The following is a 17,446-nucleotide window of genomic DNA, read 5'->3' as shown; positions in this document are numbered from 1 at the left end:
GTCCGTGGTGTATCGGCGTAGATCTGCGCGTCAAAGCCCAGCCCCCCTGTCGGGTAAACAGATCCCAATGACAGCGCGTGGATCGTGTCAGCCCGACCGGCCGGGGCTATTGCGAAAACATTGAATCCGCAGGTCGCCTCCGTGACCCGGACAAATTCCCCCGCTGGTTGCTGATTTCTTGCGCATGATCGTTGCAAATTTGCGAAAATCAATGCGTATCTTGCTCTATGTTGTCGGGTTGCCTACCGTCTAAGGTCCCTGCCCATCTCGTGCAATGACGGACGAGAGGAACACCCCGTGGAAATCTCCCGCAGGACGTTCTTAGGCTCCACCGCGGCGCTCAGCTTATTCCCCACATTCGGCGCCCTGGCGACCAGTCCCCCCGGAGACGTCGTCGGCAAGGTCGCCGTCGGCTACCAGGGCTGGTTCGCCTGCGCCGGCGACGGCGCGCCCATCAACGCCTGGTGGCACTGGAGCAACGTCTGGGAGCAGCCGCCCTCCCCCAGCAACAACTGGATCAACATCTGGCCCGACATGCGTGAGTACAGCCGTGGATATCCGACCGCCTATGCCGCACTCGGCAACGGCCAGCCGGCGACGTTGTTCTCCTCCTACGACCAGCAGGCCGTGGACACCCATTTCTCGTGGATGCGCCAGTACGGCTGCGACGCCGCCGCCCTGCAGCGCTTCAATCCCAACGGCGGCGAGGGCGCCACCCGCGACGCCGTCGCCGCTCGCGTCCGGTCCTCGGCCGAGAAGTACGGCGTGAAGTTCTACATCATGTACGACGTCTCGGGCTGGACGGCTATGCAGTCGGAGATCAAGGCCGACTGGACGGCCAAGATGTCGGCGCACACGGCCTCGCCCATGTATGCCCGCCAGAACGGCAAGCCCGTCGTGTGCATCTGGGGTTTCGGCTTCAGCGACGGCAACCATCCGTGGGACGCCGGCACCTGCCTGGACGTGATCAACTGGTTCAAGGGCCAGGGCTGCTACGTGATCGGCGGCGTGCCAAGGGAATGGCGGGTCGGCGGCGCCGGCACGCGGACCGGCTTCCTCGACACCTACCACGCCTTCAACATGCTCTCCCCGTGGATGGTCGGCGCGATCAGCAATGCCGGCGACTCCGACAACATCTACAACAGCATCAACATCGGCGACCAGGCCGACTGCAACGCCCATGGCATCGACTACCAGCCCTGCGTCCTGCCCGGCGAGGTCCATGCCCGCCAGCGGGCCCACGGCGACTTCATGTGGCGGCAGTTCTACAACATGGTTCGCGTTGGGGCGCAAGGCATCTACATCTCCATGTTCGACGAGTACGGCGAGGGCAACCAGATCGCCAAGTCCGCCGAGAACTCCGCCATGCTGCCCACCAACTCCGGCATGCTGGCCCTGGACGAGGACGGCACCCCGTGCTCATCCGACTACTACCTCCGCCTGACCGCCGACGGCGGCCGCATGCTCAAGGGCCAGATCGCATTGACGCCGACCCGTCCGACACCGCCGGTGCTCGGCGGCGGGGGCGACACCCAGGCCCCGTCCGTCCCCAGTGGACTCCACGTCACCGCCCACAGCGCCACTTCCGTCGCCCTGGCCTGGACCGCCGCCACCGACAATGTCGGCGTCACCGGCTACCGGATCTTCGCCAACGGAACCCAGCTCGGCGCCACGGCGTCGACTTCCTTCACCGCCAACGGTCTGACGCCGTCGACGGCCTACAGCTTCACCGTGACCGCGCAGGATGCCGCCGGAAACTCCTCCCCTGTCTCGGCGGCCGCCGGCGTGACCACGGATCCCGGCGGCAACGCCAACCTGGCGCTGAACCGGCCGACCGCCGAGTCCAGCCACACCCAGGGGTACGGCTCGGGCAACGCCGTGGACGGCGACTCGGGGTCGTACTGGGAAAGCGCCAACAACGCGTTCCCACAATGGCTTCAGGTCGATCTCGGCGGGTCCACCCCGATCAGCCGGGTCGTGTTGGCGTTGCCGCCGTCAGCCGCCTGGGGTGCCCGGACGCAGACCTTGAGCGTTTCGGGCTCCACCGACGGCAGCACGTTCACCACGCTGGTCGGCTCGGCCGGCTACACCTTCGATCCCAACACCGGCAACACCGTCACCATCCCGGTGCCGGCCGGCAGCCGGCGCTACGTCCGGCTGACCTTCACCGCCAACACCGGCTGGCCGGCCGGGCAGGTCTCGGAGTTTCAGGTCTACGCCTAGCCGATCCAGACCGCCTTGGCGTTGCAGAACTCCTTGATGCCCACGGCGGAGAGCTCGCGGCCGTAGCCGGAGTTCTTGATGCCGCCGAAGGGCAGGTGCGGGTACGAGGCCACCATGCCGTTGATGAACACCAGGCCCGCCTGCAGATCGCGGACGAAGCGGTCGCGCTCGCCGGCGTCGGACGTCCAGGCGTTCGCGCCGAGGCCGAAACTGGTCGCATTGGCCAGCGCGACCGCTTCGTCGGCACTGTCCACTCGGTACAGTGCCGCCACCGGGCCGAACACCTCTTCCTGGAACATGCGCATCTGCTCGGTGACCCCCGCGATCACCGTCGGCGGGTACCACCAGCCGTCGCGGTCGGGCGCCTCGCCGCCGAGCAGCACCTCGGCGCCCTTGGCCACGGCGTCGTCGACCAGCTCGGCGACGTCGGCACGGCCCTGCTCGGTGGCCAGCGGCCCGACGTCGGTGGACTCCCGCATGGGGTCGCCGACGGTGAGCTGGGACATCGCCTTGACGAAGTGCTCGGTGAACTCGTCGTAGGCGTCGGCGTGCACGATGAAGCGCTTGGCGGCGATGCAGCTCTGGCCGTTGTTCTGGCAGCGGGCGGTCACGGCGACCTCGGCGGCACGGGCCAGATCGGCGCTGGGCATCACCACGTACGGATCGGAACCGCCCAGTTCAAGCACGGTTTTCTTCAGGTGCTTCCCGGCCTCGGCGGCCAGCGAACGACCGGCCGCCTCGCTGCCGGTCAGGGTGGCAGCCTGCACGCGGTCGTCGGCGATGATGCCGGCCACCCGGTCCGACCCGACCAACACGGTCTGGAACGCGCCCGAGGGGAAACCGGCCCGGGCAAACAGCTCGCCCAGGTAGAGGGCGGTCTGCGGGACGTTCGAGGCATGCTTGAGCACACCGGCGTTGCCGGCCATCAAAGCGGGGGCGGCGAACCGCACGACCTGCCACAGCGGGAAGTTCCACGGCATCACGGCCAACACCACGCCCAGCGGCTGGTAGGTCACGTAAGCGCTGGACGCCTTGACGGCCTCGGCTTCGGCCGGCACGTCGGCCAGGAACTCCTCCGCGTGTTCGGCGTAGAAACGCATCGCCGTGGCGCACTTGGCCGCCTCGGCCTTGGCCGCGACGAGGGTTTTGCCCATCTCGGTGGTCATGATGCGGGCGATGTCCCCGGCCTCGCCGTCGAGCAGATCCGCGGCCGTCCGCATCCAGGCCGATCGCTGGGCGAAGGTGGTGCGCGAGAGCTCCTCGAAGCCCGCACGGGCGTTCGTGATCCGGCGCTCGACCTCGGCTTCGGTGTGCGCCTCGAAGGAGCGTTCCGTCTGTCCCGTGCTCGGGTTCACCGTCGCGATGGCCATGCCGACGGGTGCCCCCACGCCCACCGCCCAAACCATCACGCCTGGCGCTCGGGACCGATCTCGCTCACCATGGTGGAGGTCGTCAGCCCTGGTCAGCGGCCGGAGGGGTGAGCACCATGCGCGCGATGTGGAAGGGGACGGTGGCCTTCGGACTGGTCGCCATCCCGATCAACCTGTACGCGGCCACCGAGAACAAGGGCGTGCAGCTGCGACAGGTGCACGAGGCGGACGGCGGACGCATCCAGTACAAGCGGTGGTGCTCGGTCGAAGACGCGGAAGTGCCCTACGCGGAGATCGCCAAGGGCTACGAGCTCGACGACGGGCGCATGGTGGTGCTCACCGACGCCGAGCTGTCCAGCCTGCCGCTGCCCAGCCAGAAGACCATCGACGTGCTCGAATTCGTGCCGCTGGCGGCCATCGACCCCCTCTTCTTCGACAAGGCCTACTACCTGGAGCCACAGAAGTCGGCGGTCAAGCCGTACGTGCTGCTGCGCGACGCCCTGCACAAGTCGGGCCATGTCGCCATCGCCAAGGTCGCCCTGCGCCAACGCGAAGTGCTCGCCGTGCTCCGCGTGCACAACGACGTGCTGACGATGTCGACCATGCTGTGGCCGGACGAGGTGCGCACGCCCGACTTCTCCTTCCTACAGGAGGACGCGCCGCAGGTGCGGGAGCAGGAGCTCACCATGGCCGGGCAGCTCATCGACTCGCTGGCCGAGCCGGTGTTCGAGCCCGACCGCTACCAGGACAGCTACCGCCAGGCCCTGGAGAACCTCATCGAGGCCAAGGTCGAAGGCGAGGAGGTCACCACCCCGCCCGGCGTCGAGCAGACGGCCGAGGTCGTCGACCTCATCAGCGCCCTCCAGGCCAGCGTCAAGGCCGCCGGCCGCGCCAAGCCCGCGGCGAAACGAGCCACCGTCCGCAAGTCCGCGGACAAGGCCGAGAAGAAGCCCCCGTCGAAGCGCCGACCCACCCGCAGCGCCTGACCACCCCCGCGAGTCCCGCTCTCCGTCACACCGAATGTCGGTTTCAGGCAGAGCTGAGACTTGGGTGTCAGTTCTGCCCACAACGATGTTTCGGTATGCCGGAGAGCGCGACTCGCCGAAGGTAGGTTCCAGGGCATGAGATCACGCACAGCGGGCATGTGGTGGGGCACCACCATCGAAGCCCCCGATCCCGCGGCGCTGGCCCGGTTCTACGCCTCGCTGCTGGGTTGGGTGATCGGCCACGAGGAGCCCGGCACAAGCATCGTCGCCGCCTCGCCGCAGGGGCCGTTCTTCGTTTTCCAGCAGGCCGACGGCTATCGGCCCCCGGTCTGGCCGCCCGCGACCGGCGAGCAGCGGCCGATGATGCACTTCGACTTCCAGGTCGGGGACCTGGCGTCGGCCGTGACCGAGGCCGTGGAACTCGGCGCCACCGTGGCAGAGTTCCAGCCGCAGGAGCACGTGCGGGTGTTGTTCGACCCGGCCGGCCATCCGTTCTGCCTGTGCTTCGACGGCGAATAGCACCTGCCCAGAGCTCCAGCCACCCCACCCCCGCGAGTCCCGCTCTCCGTCACACCGAAACACGCTCTCACGCACATTCGAATGTCACGTGCGCGTCGTTGTCGCCTCCCCGAGGCACATGCGGTCCAGATGTGCCAATGGGGATCGGCGGGGAGGCGCGCGAGCAGGGGCGGGGCGGAAGGCGAGCCGGAGGCCGGAGGCCGGAGGCCGGAGCCGAGGCGAGGGCGGGAGCCGAGGCGAGGGCGGGAGCCGGGACGGGGGCGTGAGGCTTGGGGCTCAGGTGTGCACGAAAACGTGTTTCGGTGTGACGCTGGGCGGGACTCGCGGGGGTCGTGGGCGACACGCCGGGCGGTTGTGCGAGACTCTGCGGCCTCGCGGTGGTAGCAAGGAACCCCGTGGGAGTCAATCACGCGGAGGGCACAACAATGGAGTGCGTCAGCTGCACTCGGGGTCTGGACCACTGCCACGGCACGCTGATCGTGCACACCACGGAGTTCGTCGAGTGCACGGAACTGCTGTGCGAGGACCACGACGACACGCGGCACCTGGCGATCGTGGATTGCAGCGCGGTGGACGGCGGCTGTGACTGCGTGTCGGTGCTGGACGTAGAGATCGAAGAGCGCCACCAGCACGACAACGTGGCCTGATCCTCACATTCGCCGGCAGCGGGCGTCGCCGAAGCAGTAGGCGCCGAACGCGGCGAAGCCGAGGGCCACGGCGACCAGCAGCACCACGCCGAAGGGCTGGCCGGCCATCGTGTGCAGGGCCTTGTCCAGGCCGCCGGTCTTGCTCGGGTCGGCGGTGATGGCGGCGACGGCCGTCAGCACGCCGATCACGCCGTAGGCCACGCCCTTGGCGAGGTAGCCGACGATGCCCAGCAGCTCGACGATGTGCGCGGTCTTCGGCGGCAGCTTGCTCAGCTCCAGATCCTCCAGGAACTTGCGCGACGCCCCGCGGTAGCCGATCGCCCCGGCGGCGATGACGATCACCACGGCCACGGCGACCACCAACGCCACCCCGGCTGGCAGCCCCAACAGCTTGGCGGTGGCGTCCTGCTCACTGGAGTTGCCGGACGAACCGCCCCCGGACACGGTCAGCTTGATCGCGTACGCGGCGAGCCCCAGCACCACGACTCCGCGGCCGGCAACGCCCAGTCGGCGGCGTAATCGCCGCTTCTCGTCCGACATCCACTGGTAGCCGGACACCGCGGCGAGCAGCTGCCACACGCCGAAGCCGATCAGGGCGAGAGCCAGGATCCATAACAGCACCTCGCCGAACGGCTGGGCGGCGATGGCCGACACCGCGCCCTTCTGGTCGGCCTCGCCGCCGCCGCCGAAGGCCACCTGCACCGCGAGCCAGGCGACCACCAGGTGCACCACGCCGTACCCGCTCATGCCGAGCCGGCCCATGATCTGCACCGGCTTGCTGGTCTCTGCCTGCCGCGCCTCTTGCGTCGCTCTTCCCATGCCGCGAGGGTTCCCTGGCCGCGACCTGGACAAAACGTCAGTCGGGCAGGATCCCGCGAATGAAGGCCGCCTGGCCGGCGTGCTGGATGTCGTCGTCGAGCACGCTGACCAGCCGGACACCGAGCGTCACCGGCGGGTTCCAGTTGTGGTCGACGACCCGGTCCAGGTCGGAATCGGTCAGCTTGGCGACGTAGGCGATGGTCCGCGCGTACACGGCGTCGAAGTAGCCGGCCAGCAGGTCGGCGTCGACGACGACGGCGCCGACGGCGCCGGAGTCCTGGGCGTAGCCGGTGGCGTCCTCGTCGAACGGCAGGCCGAACCGCTCGGCCCAGCCGTCGGCGGCCCAGGCCTGCGGCACGCCGGCGACCTCGGAGACGTGATCGTCCTGCACGCGCGTGAGGTGCCACACCAGCCACGCGATGGAGTTGGCCTCGGGCGTGACCCGCCACGCCAGCTGGTCGGCGGTGAGCTCGTCCAACGCCTCGTGCACGACGCCGTGCACCCGGCCAAAGCCGTCGGTGAGCAGCTCGGCGATGTTCACTGCGCGTCCTCCTGGCCGTGGGCGACAAAAACGGCGGACATGTCGCTGTCGCCGTGCCCGGCGGCCGCGGCGCTCTGGTACTGCGAGTGGATGGCGGTCATCAGCCGGTCGTCGGCCCCGGCGTCGCGCAGCGCGGCGGCGATCAGCCCGGCGTCCTTGACCGCGCCGTCGAGGCTGAACGAGGCCGGGAACTCGCCCGCGATCATCCCTCGGCCCTTGAGCTGCGCGTAGCCGTTGTCCAGGCCGCCGCCGGCGATCAGGTCCAGGAACAGCTGCGGGTCCAGGCCCAGGTTTCGGGTCAGCGCGAGCGCCTGCGCGGTGCCGGCGGTCAGGGCGAGCACCCACGAGTTGGCGGCCAGCTTGAGCCGGTGGCCGTCGCCGATCCGCGACCCGACCCACAGTGTGCGGATGCCGATCGCGTCGAAGACGGGGGCCACGGCGTCGGCCAGCGACGGGTCGCCGCCGGCCAGCACGATCAGCTTGCCCTCCTCGGCCGGCTGCCGGGTGCCCAGCACCGGGGCGTCGACAAAAGGCACATTGTGCTTTGCTGCCAACGAGGCAAGCGCTTCCACGCCGTCGAGGCCGACGGTGGCGCACTGCGCCCACACCGCCCCCGGCTTCATCGCGCCGACGGCCTCGGTCATGACCGCCTCGACGGATTCGGCGTCGAAGAGCATGGTCACCACGACGTCGGCGCCGGACACCGCGGCCGCCGGGTCCTCGGCGACGGTCGCGCCGTCGGCGGCCAGCGGCCGGGCCTTCTCGACGCTGCGGTTCCACACCGTCACCGCCAACCCGGCCCGAAGCAGGCTGCGGGCCATGCCCGCCCCCATCAATCCGGTCCCGAGCAGCGTCACTGCCTTGGTCACGACCCCGACTCCTCTCCCACGCGAGCGGTACAGCTGTACCGCAGCGTCAGCATTGGCGGCAAGATCACCTCAAGGCGTCACCGTAGGCCGGCGCGACGCCGTATGCGGCGCGAGCGTAGGCCCGTGCGGTGTCCGCGGCCACCCGTTCCCACGAATAGCGGGCACACGCGCGATCCCGGCCGGCCGCGCCGAAAGCCTCGCGCAGCGCCGATTCCGCCAACATGTGGCGAACGGCACGCAGCAGATCGGCCGGCCGGCGCGGCGGAACGAGCAGTCCGGTCACCTCGTGCACGACGGTGTCGACGAGGCCGCCGACCGCCGAGGCGATCACCGGCACGCCGCTGGCCATGGCCTCCAGGGCGATGGTGCCGAACGTGCTGCGGGCCGGCGTGCACACGACGATGTCGGCGGAGCGGTACAGGGCCGGCATGTCGTCGACCGGCCCCAGCAGATGCACGCGGTCCTCGACCCCGTAGTGCCGTGCGCACCGGATCAGCCGGTCCGCCTCGGGATTGTCGCGCAACGGACCGCCGGCGACGACGAACTCGGTGTCGGCAATGGCCGGCAGCACGCTCACGATCAGGTCGAACCGGTGATACACCGCCAGATCCCCGGCGGCGAGCAGCCGAAAACGCTTTCCCTTGAGCACACTCGGCCCGTACGGCGTGAACCGGTCGTGATCGACGCCGTGCGGCACGACGGTGATCTGATTGCGCGGCACCCCCAACGCCGCCAACCGCCGAACCTGGGCGCCGCCGGCGGCCAGCACGCGGTCGACCCGCCGGCACACCAGGCGTTCCAGCCGCTGCACCTCGGCGTCGAAGCTCACTGTCGTCGGCACGGTCAGCACCTTGGCGATCGGCCGGTCCCCGATCGCCAGCGCCGCGGCCATGCCCGACAGCCAGGAATGGGCGTGCACGACGTCCGGCGGCTCGGCCCGGAAGCCCTCCCGCAGCCGGTCGACGAGGCCGCCGTCCACCTCGTCGTGCCCGTACCCGGTCACCTCGTTCCCCAGCGCGGTCAGCGCCGAGGTCAGCGCGGTGACCGGCGGGGACTGCTCGCCGACCATAGCCACTCTCACCTGTGCAGGCTTTCCGGTGCGCCCTCGGCCAAAACCTCGCGCCGGTCCTTCGCGCTCAGGTGTAAGGCGCTGGCCGCGGGGGTAACCTCCGCCTGTCATGACAGGTTCTCACCTCACGGTCGACGTGGCGCACCACGGGCGTGCCGCGATCGTCCGCCTCGCCGGCGAGATCGGTCTCCGCACCGTCGGGCACCTGCGCTCGGCGCTGCTCAAGTGCCTGGCCGACGAGCCGTCCGGGGTGGTCGTCGAGCTCGACGGCACGACGGTGGGCACCCCGATCGCGTTGGGGGCCTTCGGCACGCTGGCCCGCCGGGCCGCCGAGTGGCCGGGGGTGCTTGTGGCACTGGCCGTTTCCGACGGCACGGTGCGGGACCTGTTGCGCCGCACGGCGTTGGACGAAACGGTGCCGACGTTTTCCACAGTCGCGGAGGCGGTGCGGGCGTTGGGGACCATGCCGGAGCGCCAACACGCGGTGATGGAACTGCCGGCCGAGATCGCCAGCGCGGCCCGGGCCCGGCGTTTCGTCAACGACACCTGTGCGGCGTGGAACGTCGACGGACTGTGCGAGGACGCCTGTCTGGTCGCGTCCGAACTCGTGGAGAACGCTGTCCACCATGCGCGCTCCCAGGCCCGGCTGCGGCTGGACCTGAGTCGTGGAGTCCTCACGATCTCCGTCCGCGACGACGCCCCCGCGCCGCCGCGCCGTCACACGGTCGGCGCCGCCCCGACCGGCGGCCGCGGCGTGTACATAGTGGACGTCATCGCCCGGGCCTGGGGATACGCGCCGACCTGGGCCGGCGGCAAGGTCGTCTGGGCCGTGCTCAGCGGCGGTGCTTGAGCCGACAATCACCCGTAAGGGTGGATTGACCCGGTCTTCATCGGTCCACTTGGGACGGTGGTGCGAGGCTGGTGATCCCCGCGGAGGAGGTCGCCCATGCGAATCGGCCGCATCCTGTCCCTGTCCGTGCTGCTGGTCGCCACCGTCGCGATCCCGGTCGTGCGGGCCGGGGCCGACCAGCCCGCGCCCGCCCCGCTGCCCGCGGACCCCGCGCCGCTCGCCGCCGCCGCGACGCCCGTGTCGCCGACGACCGCTTCGCCGACGACCGCTTCACCAACGCCCCCTGCGCCCACTACCACTGAGCCAACACCCACCGCGCCAACGGCGCCGGACACTCCCTCGCCCGTCGCCGGCGGCTCCAACTACGACTTCTACTACCTCAACGGCTGCTATCGCGAGCCCTACAACGTGATCAGCGGCTTCTCCCGGGCGCCGGACATGATCCGCCTCCAGCTCGGCCAGATGCGCGCCGCCGGCCAGGACCGGCTGACCATCGGCGTCTTCCACCATCACGGCGACGGCGGCGGCGCGGTGATGGACTCCACCGGCGGCACCCTGTCCCCGGCCGACCTGAAGAACTTCACCGACCTGCTGGCCGGCGTGAGGACGGCCGGCTTCGCCGAGGTGACGGTGGCGTTCAACTCCCAGAACCCCAACAACCCCAGCGGCTGGCGCGGCTGGCAACAGGACCTGTACGACGAGAACTGGCAGCTCGTCCAGAAGGTGCACGACCTGGTGGTGGCGGCCAAGATCCCGTACCGGATCGACCTGGGCAACGAGCTGACGCCGTCGACCGGGCAGAGCGTCGTGGTCCGCTACGACCAGCAGCTGTGGCAGGACTACACCGCAAAGTACGGCCGCGCCGACACCGTGGGCTTCTCGGTCAACAGCAACGATCCCGGCCAGATCCCCAACGTCGCCAAGGTCTACGGCGACAACCCTCCGCCGGTTTTCGACCTGCACATCTACGGCGACGAGTACAACCAGCTCGTCGGCGACGACCAGCAGCTGCGCCGGCAGGGCTACCCCGACCAGCCGGTGATCATCGGCGAGTCCTTCTACAACGACACGGTGGCCGCGGACGGTTTCCTCAAGGGCAGCAAGGACAGCGGCCGCCGCATCCTCTATCTCACGCAGTGGCCCAAGACCCGGGACAACGCCCCGCAGTGCGACCAGGTCGACGTCGCCCCGCCGTTGGACTTCTCCGCCTACCGGGCGGCGGGGTTCTAGGACCGTGTAGGGGGGCTCGGTTAAGTTGACACAGTGACGAATCGTCTCGGCGACTACCTGCGGGCCCGGCGCGAGCAGGTCCGGCCCGCCGATGTCGGCCTGCCCGCGGGCGGTGGCCGGCGGCGGGTGCAGGGGCTGCGGCGCGAGGAGCTGGCCCTGCTGGCCGGCATCAGCAGCGACTACTACATGCGGCTGGAGCAGGGGCGGGACCAACACCCCTCCGGGCAGGTCCTGGACGCCCTGGCCGCCGTGCTGCGGCTGGACCCGGCAGCCACCGCCTACCTGCACGAACTGGCCCGCCCGGTGGCCCCGCGGGCGAGCGAGCGGGTGCCGGCGAGCATCCTCCAGCTGATCGACAGCTGGCCGGCGACGCCCGCCTATGTGCAGGACCGGCTGTCCAACGTCGTCGCCGCGAACCGGGCGGCCACTGCGCTGGGGCCGTGTTACGCGGTGGGCGTGAACCTGCTGCGGACGGTGTTCCTGGACCCGGCCGAGCGGGAGTTCCGGCCGGAGTGGGACGAGACCGTCGCCGAGGGCGTGGCCATCCTGCGCGCCTCCTTCGGCGCCGACCTGGACAACCCGGACCTGATGGAGCTGGTCGACGACCTGTCGGCCCGCAGCGCGCGGTTCCGTGAGCTGTGGGCGTTGCACGACGTGAAGGCCCGCGCCGGGCACATGATCCACTTCACGCACCCGATCGCCGGTCGTCTGGAGCTGCACAGCGAGAAGCTGCCCATTGCCAGCACCGCGTTGACGCTGGTGGTGTTCCACGCCGAGGCCGGCACGGCCAGCGCCGACGCCTTGCAGCGGCTGATCGCCCGAGAACGGGTCTGAAGCGTCGCCGGTTGCGGCACAGTGAACGCCATGCGGAAGTGGGTGGTGGCCGCCGGTCTGGGGTTCGCGGAGGCGTGTGTCCTGCTGGCGGTCAGCATGTTGGTGCCGGCGGTCTGGGCCGCGGCCGTGGGGCTGTGGCTGTGGTGGGGCGGCACCGCGTGGTCGTGGATCGCTCCGTTCGTGTGGGCGGCCATCGGCACGGTGGTGCTGGCCCGCCCGGTATGCCGGATGTTCCGCTCGTTGGCGCGGCGGTGGGGCTCCGTGGACATCCCGGACGGCTACCGGCCGCTCGGCGCGGTGACGGAGCTGTCCACCGGCTACTGGTGGAACGGGCACTCCTATTCACGCACCGCTCGCGACGCCCGGCAGGAGCTGTGGTGGCGGACCCGGTTCCGGGATCCGGCCGGCTGGCGTGACCTGCGGTTCGTGCTGCTCGCCCCGTTCACCGTCGGCCTGGTCGCGGCCGTGCCGCTGTCCGGAATCGCCCTCGCCGTGCTGGTCAACGTCGTCTTCGTGGTGGCCATCGCCGCCTCCCCCTATGTCTGGCGGATCGCCGAGCCGATGATCGTCCGCCTCCTGCGCCCGCCGGTGTCGACGGCGCTCGCCGACCGGGTCGAGGAGCTGACCGCCCAGCGGGCCGACACCACCGTCGCCCAAGCCTCCGAGATCCGTCGCATCGAACGGGATCTGCACGACGGCGCCCAGGCCCGGCTCGTCGCCCTCGGCATGTCCCTGGCCACGGCCGAGCGGTTGCTGCGGACCAATCCCGAACAGGCGGTCGAGCTGCTGCGTGAGGCCCGGGCCGGCGCGGCGGCGTCGCTGACCGAACTTCGTGACCTGGTCAGGGGAATCAGCCCGCCGCTACTGACCGAACGCGGCCTCGTGGACGCCGTCCGCGCGCTGGCCCTCGACAGTCCACTCGACACGGTCGTCGACGCCTCGTTACCCGAACGTCTCGACACGCCAATAGAATCCGCCCTGTACTTCGCCATCGCCGAGCTGCTCACCAACATCGCCAAGCACGCTCATGCCACCCACGCGCGGATCTCCCTGCACCGAACCGGCAACACCCTCGTCGCCGAAGTCTCCGACAACGGCCGCGGCGGTGTCGTCGAGGCCGGCGGCCTCACCGGCCTCCGCCGCCGCCTCGCCCCCTTCGACGGCCGCCTCGACATCACCAGCCCCACCGGCGGCCCCACCCTCGCCCGCATCCTGCTCCCCGCGCCCTGACCCCCGTTATGCAGGGAAGGACGCCTTACCCTCGTTCAACGCGGGTAAGGCGTCCTTCCCTGCATCAAGTGCCCTGACGCGGAGCTAGCGGTAGTCGTCGGGGTCCAGGGTGACGGGCTCCTCCAACTCCTCCGGGGCGTCGGGGTCGTCCGGGGCGGCCGGGCCCGAGCCGTGGCCGGGCGAGGGGTCGCCGATGGGGCGGTTCTCGTCCGGCTGGGGCTCGGGGTCGATCGGCGGGACGGTCATGGCCGCATCCAGGGGGTCACCGGGCCGGGCAGGCCGGGATGGACGGGCCGGTCGTCGGCCACGGCGGGGTCGTGCTCCGGGGGCGGCGGATGGGGCATCGGGGTCTGCGGCGGGGCGTCGATGTTGCCGCGCCACGCCCCCGTCTCGTGCCCCTGCTCCTCGATGTACTGCTTGAACCGCTCCAGGTCGCCGCTGACCCGGACGCCGAGGATGCCGAGCGCGGCGCCGGCCTTCTCGGTGATGGTCTCCGGCTCGAACTCCATCTGCAGGCTCACCCGCGTCGAGTGCTCGTCCAGCCGGTGGAACGTCACGACGCCGCCGTGCGACGGGCCGTCGGTGGAGTGCCAGGCGACCCGCTCGTCCGGGTGCTGCTCGGTGATCTCCGCGTCGAACTCGCGGTGCGCGCCGGCCACGGTGGTCTCCCAGTGCGTGGTCCGGTCGTCGAGCTGGATGACGCGTTCGACGCCCTCCATGAAGTAGGGAAACGACTCGAACTGGGTCCACTGGTTGTAGGCGGTGCGCACGGGCACCCGCACATCGATCGTCTTCTCGATGGTGGTCATCGCTCGTTGCTCCTCTCTACGCAATTCGGGTACCCGGCCGGCCGCACCTCAATCACACGCGTTTTCCCCAGTGGAGAACGCGGTACCCAGGAACCGGGCGGTCCGTGCGGGCGGGCCGGCGGGCGAAGTGGAGCGGTTGATGTTGAGTCAGAACGAGCGGCGCCAGCTCGAGGAGATAGAGCGGCGCCTGGCGAACGACGATCCCAGACTGGCGAGCCGGCTGAGCCTCGACTGGGTGGCGCGTCACCGGTGGCTGGTGCTCGCGACGGGTACGCTCGGGCTTGCCCTGTTCGTGCTGGGCTGCGTGTGCCTGAGCGGCACGCTCGCCATCTGGGGTTTCGTGATGGCGGCCGTGAGTTCCGTGCTGCTGTACCGGCACCGCACCCGGAGGCGCAGTTGAGGGAGTGAGCGCGTGCTCGGTGTCCCGGATACCACCAAGGCGTTGCTGTTCGACATGGACGGCGTGCTGACGAAGACCGCGGTGGTGCACGCGAAGGCCTGGCAGCAGGCGTTCGACGAGTTCCTCGCCTCCCGGGGCGGCCCCTACGTGCCCTTCGACCCCGTCCAGGACTACGACGAGTACGTGGACGGCAAGCCGCGGGCCGACGGCGTGCGGTCCTTCCTGCAGTCCCGTGGCATCCACTTCGACGAGGAGACGGTCCGCCGCATCGGCGACCACAAGAACGACCTGGTGCAAGAGCTCATCCGCCGGGACGGCGTGGAGGCCTACGAGGGCTCCCGCCAGTACCTGGAGGCGGTGGTGGCCGCCGGCCTGCCGCGAGCGGTCGTCTCCTCCAGCGCCAACACGCACGAGGTGCTGGTCGCCGCCGGCCTGGACGGCTACTTCCAGGTCGAGGTGGACGGCATCGTGGCCGCGGTGCGGCGGCTCAAGGGCAAGCCGGCCCCGGACACCTTCCTCGCCGCCGCCAAGGAGCTCGGCGTGGAGCCGGGCGAGGCCGTGGTGTTCGAGGACGCGCTGGCCGGCGTCGAGGCGGGCCACGCCGGCAAGTTCGGCTTCGTGGTCGGTGTCGACCGGGTCGGCCAGGCCGAGGCGCTGCGCCGACATGGCGCCGACCACGTCGTCAAGGACCTGGCGGACCTGCTGTGATCCCCAGTCCCGACTTCCTCGTCGAGCCGTGGCAGCTGCGCGAGTCCACCCTCAACCTGGACCTGCTGGCCCAGAGCGAGTCGCTGTTCGCCCTGTCCAACGGCCACATCGGCTGGCGCGGCAACCTGGACGAGGGCGAGCCGTTCGCGCTGCCCGGCAGCTACCTCAACGGCGTGCACGAGGTGCGCCCGCTGCCGTACGCCGAGCGCGGCTACGGCAATCCCGAGGACAGCCAGACGGTCATCAACGTCACCAACGGCAAGGTGATCCGGCTGCTGGTCGACGACGAGCCGCTCGACCTGCGCTACGGCACCCTGGTCAGCCACGAGCGCACCCTCGACTTCCGCACCGGCTGCCTGACCCGCGAGATCCACTGGGTGTCGCCGGCCGGCAAGGCGGTGAAGGTCCGTTCCACCCGGTTGGTCTCGTTCACGCAGCGGGCCGTGGCGGCGATCGGCTACGAGGTGGAGGCCGTCGACCAGTCGGTGCGCGTGGTCATCCAGTCCGAGCTGATCGCCAACGAGGAGCTGCCGGCGCAGTCCGACGACCCGCGGTCCTCGGCGGTGCTGGCCCGACCGCTGAACCCGGTCATGCACGCGGCGCACGGCACCAAGGCGGTTCTGGTGCACCGTGTCGAGCACAGCGGGCTGGGCGTGGCCGCGGCCATGGACCACACCGTGTTCGGCGACGACGAGCTGCCGTGCCGCACGGAGATCGAGCCGGACCTCGGCCGGTTCTCCATCGGCAACCGGCTGGCCCCTGGCCAGAAGCTGGGTTTTGCCAAGTTCGTGGCCTACGGCTGGTCGAGCACCCGGTCCGTGCCGGCCCTGCGGGACCAGGTCGAGGCCGCGCTGGCGGCGGCCAAGGTGACCGGCTGGGACGCGTTCGTCGCGGAGCAGAAGGAGTTCCTGGACAACTTCTGGCGTGACGCCGACGTCGAGGTGGACGGCGACGCCGAGGTCCAGCAGGCCGTCCGGTTCGCCCTGTTCCACGTGTTGCAGGCGGCGGCGCGGGGCGAGCGGCGGGCTATCGCCGCCAAGGGGCTGACCGGCCCCGGCTACGACGGGCACGCGTTCTGGGACACCGAGATGTTGGTGCTGCCGGTGCTCACCTACACCTACCCGGAGGCGGTCTCGCACGCCTTGTGGTGGCGGCACGACACAATGCCGCTGGCCCTGGACCGCGCGCAGCAGCTGGGTTTCGAGGGCGCCGCCTTCCCGTGGCGGACCATCACCGGCGCCGAGTGCTCCGGCTACTGGCCGGCCGGCACCGCCGCGTTCCACCTCAACGCCGCCGTCGCCGCCGCCGTCACCCGGTACGTGAGCGCCACCGGCGACGAGGAGTTCGCCGCCACCGCCGGCATCGAGCTGCTGGTGCAGACCGCCCGGCTGTGGCGGTCGCTGGGGCACCACAACAGCGAGGGCCGGTTCTGCATCGACGGCGTCACCGGCCCCGACGAGTACAGCGCCATCGCCGACAACAACGTGTACACGAACCTCATGGCCAAGCGGAATCTGCTCGCCGCCTACGAGTACGTGCACCGCTTCCCCGACCGGGCCCGCCAGCTCGGCGTCGGCGAGGAGGAGTCCGCCGCCTGGCACGACGCCGCCAAGGCGGTGCTCGTGCCGTACGACGAGACCCTCGGCGTGCATCCGCAGTCCGACGGCTTCACCCGGCACCAGGAATGGGACTTCGCCCGCTCCAAGTACCCGCTGCTGCTCAACCACCCGTACTTCGAGATCTACCGCAAGCAGGTCGTCAAACAGGCCGACCTGGTGCTGGCCATCATGCAGTGCCCGGAGGAGTTCACGCCCGAGCAGAAGGCCCGGGACTTCGACTACTACGAGCGCATCACCGTGCGGGACTCGTCCCTGTCGGCCTGCGTGCAGGCAGTTGTGGCCGCCGAGGTCGGCCAGCTCCAGCTGGCCCACGACTACCTCGCCGAGGCCGCGTTGATGGACATCGCCGACCTTGAGCACAACACGGCCGACGGCCTGCACATCGCGTCGCTGGCCGGGGCCTGGGTCGCCCTCGTCAACGGTCTCGGCGGCCTGCGCCAGGACGGCGGCATGCTGCACTTCAGCCCACGGCTGCCGCCGGGGTTGTCGCGGTTGAAGTTCTCCGTGCGGCAGCGGGATTCCCGTCTCCGAGTGACCATCACCCCCGCTTCGGCCCGGTACGAAGTGGACGGTCCCGACGACCTGACGATCGTCCACCATGGACGGACCGTGCACCTCGCCGAGCCGCAGGAGCTCCCCATTCCCGCGCCGCCGCGGGTCCGCCCCAGCCAGCAACCGCCCGGCCGCGCCCCTCGGCGGCGTGACGTCGAGGAGAGCTGACCA

18 protein-coding genes are annotated in these 17,446 nt (G+C 70.3%); 11 read left to right on the top strand and 7 right to left on the bottom strand.

The genetic code is table 11. The features are described 5' to 3' along the window. Window positions 1–297 precede the first annotated feature (297 nt). Complete coding sequence (locus AB0M73_RS14260; RefSeq protein WP_363890974.1) at window positions 298–2,223, top strand: discoidin domain-containing protein; 1,926 nt, start codon at window positions 298–300, stop codon at window positions 2,221–2,223. Here AB0M73_RS14260 and AB0M73_RS14255 read toward each other — a convergent pair. Then, on the bottom strand, window positions 2,220–3,617 hold the full coding sequence (locus AB0M73_RS14255; protein ID WP_363890972.1) for an NADP-dependent succinic semialdehyde dehydrogenase: 1,398 nt from the start codon (window positions 3,615–3,617) through the stop codon (window positions 2,220–2,222). The genes AB0M73_RS14260 and AB0M73_RS14255 overlap by 4 nt on opposite strands. Before the next feature lie 92 nt (window positions 3,618–3,709). Here AB0M73_RS14255 and AB0M73_RS14250 point away from each other — a divergent pair, with 92 nt between their 5' ends. The 3 genes from AB0M73_RS14250 (at window position 3,710) to AB0M73_RS14240 (ending at window position 5,745) form a co-directional block, all read left to right on the top strand. Further along, window positions 3,710–4,579 (top strand): Ku protein, encoded by an 870-nt coding sequence (locus AB0M73_RS14250; RefSeq protein ID WP_363890970.1) that lies wholly within the window; start codon window positions 3,710–3,712, stop codon window positions 4,577–4,579. 135 nt (window positions 4,580–4,714) lie between these two features. Then, window positions 4,715–5,098, top strand: coding sequence for a VOC family protein (locus AB0M73_RS14245; RefSeq protein ID WP_363890968.1), 384 nt, complete (start codon window positions 4,715–4,717; stop codon window positions 5,096–5,098). 425 nt (window positions 5,099–5,523) lie between these two features. Next, the gene (locus tag AB0M73_RS14240; protein ID WP_363891058.1) at window positions 5,524–5,745 is read left to right on the top strand and encodes a hypothetical protein; all 222 of its coding nucleotides are present in this window, start codon (window positions 5,524–5,526) and stop codon (window positions 5,743–5,745) included. A gap of 3 nt (window positions 5,746–5,748) precedes the next feature. Here AB0M73_RS14240 and AB0M73_RS14235 read toward each other — a convergent pair whose 3' ends face one another. Genes AB0M73_RS14235 through AB0M73_RS14220 form a run of 4 tightly spaced genes read right to left on the bottom strand, consistent with a single transcriptional unit; the run spans window position 5,749 to window position 9,055 of the window. Beyond that, window positions 5,749–6,564 carry a DUF1206 domain-containing protein gene (locus AB0M73_RS14235; protein ID WP_363890966.1) on the bottom strand — a complete coding sequence of 272 codons (816 nt, stop codon included), beginning with the start codon at window positions 6,562–6,564 and terminating at the stop codon, window positions 5,749–5,751. Window positions 6,565–6,601: 37 nt separating this feature from the next. After that, window positions 6,602–7,105 (bottom strand): DinB family protein, encoded by a 504-nt coding sequence (locus AB0M73_RS14230; protein ID WP_363890964.1) that lies wholly within the window; start codon window positions 7,103–7,105, stop codon window positions 6,602–6,604. Beyond that, window positions 7,102–8,007 carry an NAD(P)-dependent oxidoreductase gene (locus AB0M73_RS14225; RefSeq protein ID WP_363891057.1) on the bottom strand — a complete coding sequence of 302 codons (906 nt, stop codon included), beginning with the start codon at window positions 8,005–8,007 and terminating at the stop codon, window positions 7,102–7,104. The genes AB0M73_RS14230 and AB0M73_RS14225 overlap by 4 nt, the downstream gene beginning before the upstream one ends. 31 nt (window positions 8,008–8,038) lie before the next feature. Beyond that, the gene (locus tag AB0M73_RS14220) at window positions 8,039–9,055 is read right to left on the bottom strand and encodes a glycosyltransferase (protein ID WP_363890962.1); all 1,017 of its coding nucleotides are present in this window, start codon (window positions 9,053–9,055) and stop codon (window positions 8,039–8,041) included. A gap of 97 nt (window positions 9,056–9,152) precedes the next feature. Between AB0M73_RS14220 and AB0M73_RS14215 the strand changes: the two genes are divergently transcribed. The 4 genes from AB0M73_RS14215 (at window position 9,153) to AB0M73_RS14200 (ending at window position 13,187) form a co-directional block, all read left to right on the top strand. After that, window positions 9,153–9,893, top strand: a complete 741-nt coding sequence (locus tag AB0M73_RS14215; protein WP_363890960.1) for an STAS domain-containing protein — start codon at window positions 9,153–9,155, stop codon at window positions 9,891–9,893. Window positions 9,894–9,989: 96 nt separating this feature from the next. After that, entirely contained in the window at window positions 9,990–11,123 is a 1,134-nt protein-coding gene (locus tag AB0M73_RS14210) for a hypothetical protein (RefSeq protein WP_363890958.1), read from the top strand. A gap of 33 nt (window positions 11,124–11,156) precedes the next feature. Beyond that, a complete protein-coding gene (locus AB0M73_RS14205) occupies window positions 11,157–11,957 on the top strand; it encodes a helix-turn-helix transcriptional regulator (protein ID WP_363890956.1) in 801 nt (266 codons plus the stop codon). A 30-nt stretch (window positions 11,958–11,987) separates the two neighbouring features. After that, on the top strand, window positions 11,988–13,187 hold the full coding sequence (locus AB0M73_RS14200; protein WP_363890954.1) for a sensor histidine kinase: 1,200 nt from the start codon (window positions 11,988–11,990) through the stop codon (window positions 13,185–13,187). An 84-nt stretch (window positions 13,188–13,271) separates the two neighbouring features. Here AB0M73_RS14200 and AB0M73_RS14195 read toward each other — a convergent pair whose 3' ends face one another. Together AB0M73_RS14195 and AB0M73_RS14190 are read right to left on the bottom strand one after the other, a co-directional pair. Next, entirely contained in the window at window positions 13,272–13,433 is a 162-nt protein-coding gene (locus AB0M73_RS14195) for a hypothetical protein (RefSeq protein WP_157494399.1), read from the bottom strand. Further along, a complete protein-coding gene (locus AB0M73_RS14190) occupies window positions 13,430–13,996 on the bottom strand; it encodes an SRPBCC family protein (RefSeq protein WP_363890953.1) in 567 nt (188 codons plus the stop codon). Before AB0M73_RS14190 ends, AB0M73_RS14195 begins: the two co-directional genes overlap by 4 nt. Window positions 13,997–14,135: 139 nt before the next feature. Between AB0M73_RS14190 and AB0M73_RS14185 the strand changes: the two genes are divergently transcribed. The 3 genes from AB0M73_RS14185 to AB0M73_RS14175 are packed head-to-tail and all read left to right on the top strand — an operon-like array spanning window position 14,136 to window position 17,443. After that, window positions 14,136–14,396 (top strand): DUF3040 domain-containing protein, encoded by a 261-nt coding sequence (locus AB0M73_RS14185; RefSeq protein WP_363890952.1) that lies wholly within the window; start codon window positions 14,136–14,138, stop codon window positions 14,394–14,396. Between the two features lie 12 nt (window positions 14,397–14,408). Next, a complete protein-coding gene (locus AB0M73_RS14180; RefSeq protein WP_363890951.1) occupies window positions 14,409–15,104 on the top strand; it encodes a beta-phosphoglucomutase family hydrolase in 696 nt (231 codons plus the stop codon). Beyond that, complete coding sequence (locus AB0M73_RS14175) at window positions 15,101–17,443, top strand: glycosyl hydrolase family 65 protein (RefSeq protein ID WP_363890950.1); 2,343 nt, start codon at window positions 15,101–15,103, stop codon at window positions 17,441–17,443. Before AB0M73_RS14180 ends, AB0M73_RS14175 begins: the two co-directional genes overlap by 4 nt. Window positions 17,444–17,446 lie beyond the last annotated feature (3 nt).

It is taken from the genome of Kutzneria sp. NPDC051319 (assembly GCF_040682195.1).
Taxonomy (GTDB): Bacteria; Actinomycetota; Actinomycetes; order Mycobacteriales; family Pseudonocardiaceae; genus Kutzneria.
The sequence above is the reverse complement of the archived record's forward strand: the minus strand, read 5'-3'. Positions and strand labels throughout refer to the sequence as shown.